Source organism: Sulfuricurvum sp., assembly GCF_036279695.1.
Taxonomy (GTDB): Bacteria; Campylobacterota; Campylobacteria; order Campylobacterales; family Sulfurimonadaceae; genus Sulfuricurvum.
In genome coordinates this window covers 1-2705 of record NZ_DASUIQ010000125.1, presented here as the reverse complement: position 1 = coordinate 2705, position 2705 = coordinate 1, and the positions used below count along the sequence as shown (strand labels likewise).

The window sequence follows — 2705 nt, the reverse complement described above, 5'->3', positions numbered from 1 at the left end:
CGAATATCAATGATTCCCATATTACGATGTTGCGCGATAACCATAAGATTGCATTTGACATCAATCTAAAATCGATAAAGGTATCGGAGTTGAGCGTGAGTTCACGACTTTTGAAACTGGCTAGGAGGGTTGAACCGTGATGCATAAACGTTCCCTCTTATTATCAGCACTATTGTTAAGCACATCATTGATGGGTCAAAACGATACCTCAAACGATGCGACTGAGATTCCTCTCGAAGAGCTGCTTCAGACCGAATATATTCCCGCAAGCCATATCGCCAATCAGATGAGTAATGCGGCTTCTGCCGTCTCGATTGTTACCGCACAAGACATCCGTGATTACGGCTATCGCACCCTCGGAGAGATATTGGGGAGTATGCGCGGATTACAGGTATTTCAAGATTATAGCTACAATTATCTCGGAGGTCGTGGGTTCACTACCCCCGGTGTATTTGCGGGACGGGTTATTGTCATGATTGACGGATACCGCTCCGATGATAGTTATTACGGACAAGCATTACTCGGTAATGACGCTATTTTGGATGTCTCTGTGATCGATAGAGTCGAGTATATTCCGGGGGGAAGCTCTAGCGGGTACAGCAACGGAGCCTTGCTCGGAGCGATCAATATCATCACAAAAAAAGGCTCCAATGTCGATGGCGCTCAAGTCGCTGTGGGATATGGAAACCATGATAGTCGAAGCCGTAGAGCGATGTTTGGTAAAACATTCGAAAACGGAGCTGAAATTCTCGTATCGGCTTCCGATTATACATCGGACGGGCGTAATTATACGTATAACATTAGTGGTGTTGAAACACCTGAAAACGCGCATAACAGCGAATCCAATCGACGATTGTTTTTCAAAGGTTCGTATAAAAATATTTCATGGTTAGCCGGATATTCCAAACGTGATGGGGATGTCCCCTCATATCCGTCTTGGGGAGAGATAGTCGATTACAGCTTGGTAAACAATGATGAAAACCGATTTGCCCGTCTCAAAGTCGATACCGATCTCACAGACGATCTAAAGCTCTCGGCATCGGTATGGTACGGTGAATATGTTTACGGATATTCGTATCCTTCAGGTTCAGACATAGATTACATGTATCACGGGGATCAAAATGTCAAATGGTACGGCAGTGATGTAAAACTGGTTGGATCATGGTTTGAAAATCATCTCCTATCAGGCGGTGTAGAATATCGTCATGACTATGATTTCTCATGGGTAGATGTTCTCCAAAATTGGACAACCGGTGAAGTAGCTGAGACGTATTATGGATCTGCTACAACGCGTAAAACCTATAGCCTATATCTATACGATGACGTTACACTATCCCCATCTTTGCATCTCAATTACGGAGGGCGCTATGAAAAAAGCAATAACGGCTATCATGCCATCAGCCCTCAAGCAGCACTGATTTGGAATCCAAGAGAGAGTACCTCACTCAAATTTTCAACCGGACAAACGAATCGTCAGGCAACACCGTATGAAGGGGATCGGGTAGAGCCGGAAAAAGCATGGTTATCGGAAATCGTAGCAGAAGAGAGACTCGACTCTCAAACGAAACTAATCGCCTCTTTGTATCGATACCGTATTACGGATAGGATTTATAATTATCCTGATATTACGACTCACGGGGCGGAAATCGAGTTGGAAAAACACTGGGAGAACGGTACACGGTTGCACACCAGTTATGCTTATCAACACGCTATTACGAGTGAAGAAGGGCATTTGACTCCTATCAACTCGCCGCGTCATATTGCCAAGTTCAATCTTTCGCTTCCGTTGGTCGAAGAGTTATTGCGCGCAGGATTGGAAGTCCAGTATTTGGGTAGTCGTCCTCTTTATACGAATGCACGGCAGGAGTATGCTCCGGGGAGAGTGTTGAGTAATCTCAATCTCCTCTCGCATCATTTGATTCCCAACTGTGATATGTCGCTAAAGGTACGCAATGTTACGAATAAAAAATACGAAGATGTTATCGTTGCACAATATAACGGTGATCTGACCTATCCTCAAGAAGGTCGCACCTTCTGGCTTCAATTGGAGTACAACTTCCAATGAGACAGATAACACTATTTTTAATTTTTATGGTAAGCTTGCTAAAGGCTGAAGCATTGCCGGAATATACGATCAAGGCGGCATATTTGTATAACTTTGCACTTTTGACCGATTGGCATAACAGTGATCCGTCGGGGGATTTTAATATCTGTTTTTACAAAGAAGATATGGGAAGCGCATCGAATGCCCTGAACAACAAGATGCTGAGAAACCAAAAAGTAAAAGTTTCCACCGTATCGACACCCGAAGCGGCAAAAGGGTGCCAAATGGTGTTCATACGAGAGAGTGAAGGACAAAGTGGTGAGAAACTGATTCAGAAGCTCTCAGGGGCATCGATATTGATCGTAAGTGAAAATCCGAATATCAATGATTCCCATATTACGATGTTACGTGATAACCATAAAATCGCGTTTGACATCAATCTAAAATCGATCAAAGTATCGGATTTGAGCGTGAGTTCACGACTTTTGAAACTGGCTAGGAGGGTTGAACCGTGATATTTTTTAAAAAATCACTGAGTGATTGGTCGATTCAAAAAAAGCTCATTTATTCTAATGTTTTTGGGATTGCATTTGCATTTGTTCCCGTTGTCGTCATTATGGTGACGTATGAGTATTTTGCCTTGCGTGAGAGTGTCCTCGAA

Annotated in this window: 3 protein-coding genes; all 3 read left to right on the top strand. The window is 43.4% G+C overall.

Annotated features, from left to right (window positions below; genetic code table 11):
- Positions 1–5: 5 nt before the first annotated feature.
- The 3 genes from VFW36_RS12600 to VFW36_RS12015 are packed head-to-tail and all read left to right on the top strand — an operon-like array spanning position 6 to position 2559.
- The gene (locus VFW36_RS12600; protein WP_414720307.1) at positions 6–140 is read left to right on the top strand and encodes a YfiR family protein; all 135 of its coding nucleotides are present in this window, start codon (positions 6–8) and stop codon (positions 138–140) included.
- On the top strand, positions 140–2065 hold the full coding sequence (locus VFW36_RS12020) for a TonB-dependent receptor plug domain-containing protein (protein WP_329659055.1): 1926 nt from the start codon (positions 140–142) through the stop codon (positions 2063–2065). The genes VFW36_RS12600 and VFW36_RS12020 overlap by 1 nt, the downstream gene beginning before the upstream one ends.
- A gap of 26 nt (positions 2066–2091) precedes the next feature.
- Positions 2092–2559 (top strand): YfiR family protein, encoded by a 468-nt coding sequence (locus VFW36_RS12015; RefSeq protein WP_329659054.1) that lies wholly within the window; start codon positions 2092–2094, stop codon positions 2557–2559.
- Positions 2560–2705 lie beyond the last annotated feature (146 nt).

Excerpts from the sequence above, each read along its gene's own strand:
- VFW36_RS12020 (WP_329659055.1), top strand. The coding sequence starts at position 140 with ATGCATAAACGTTCCCTCTTATTATCAGCACTATTGTTAAGCACATCA.
- VFW36_RS12015 (WP_329659054.1), top strand. The coding sequence starts at position 2,092 with ATGGTAAGCTTGCTAAAGGCTGAAGCATTGCCGGAATATACGATCAAG.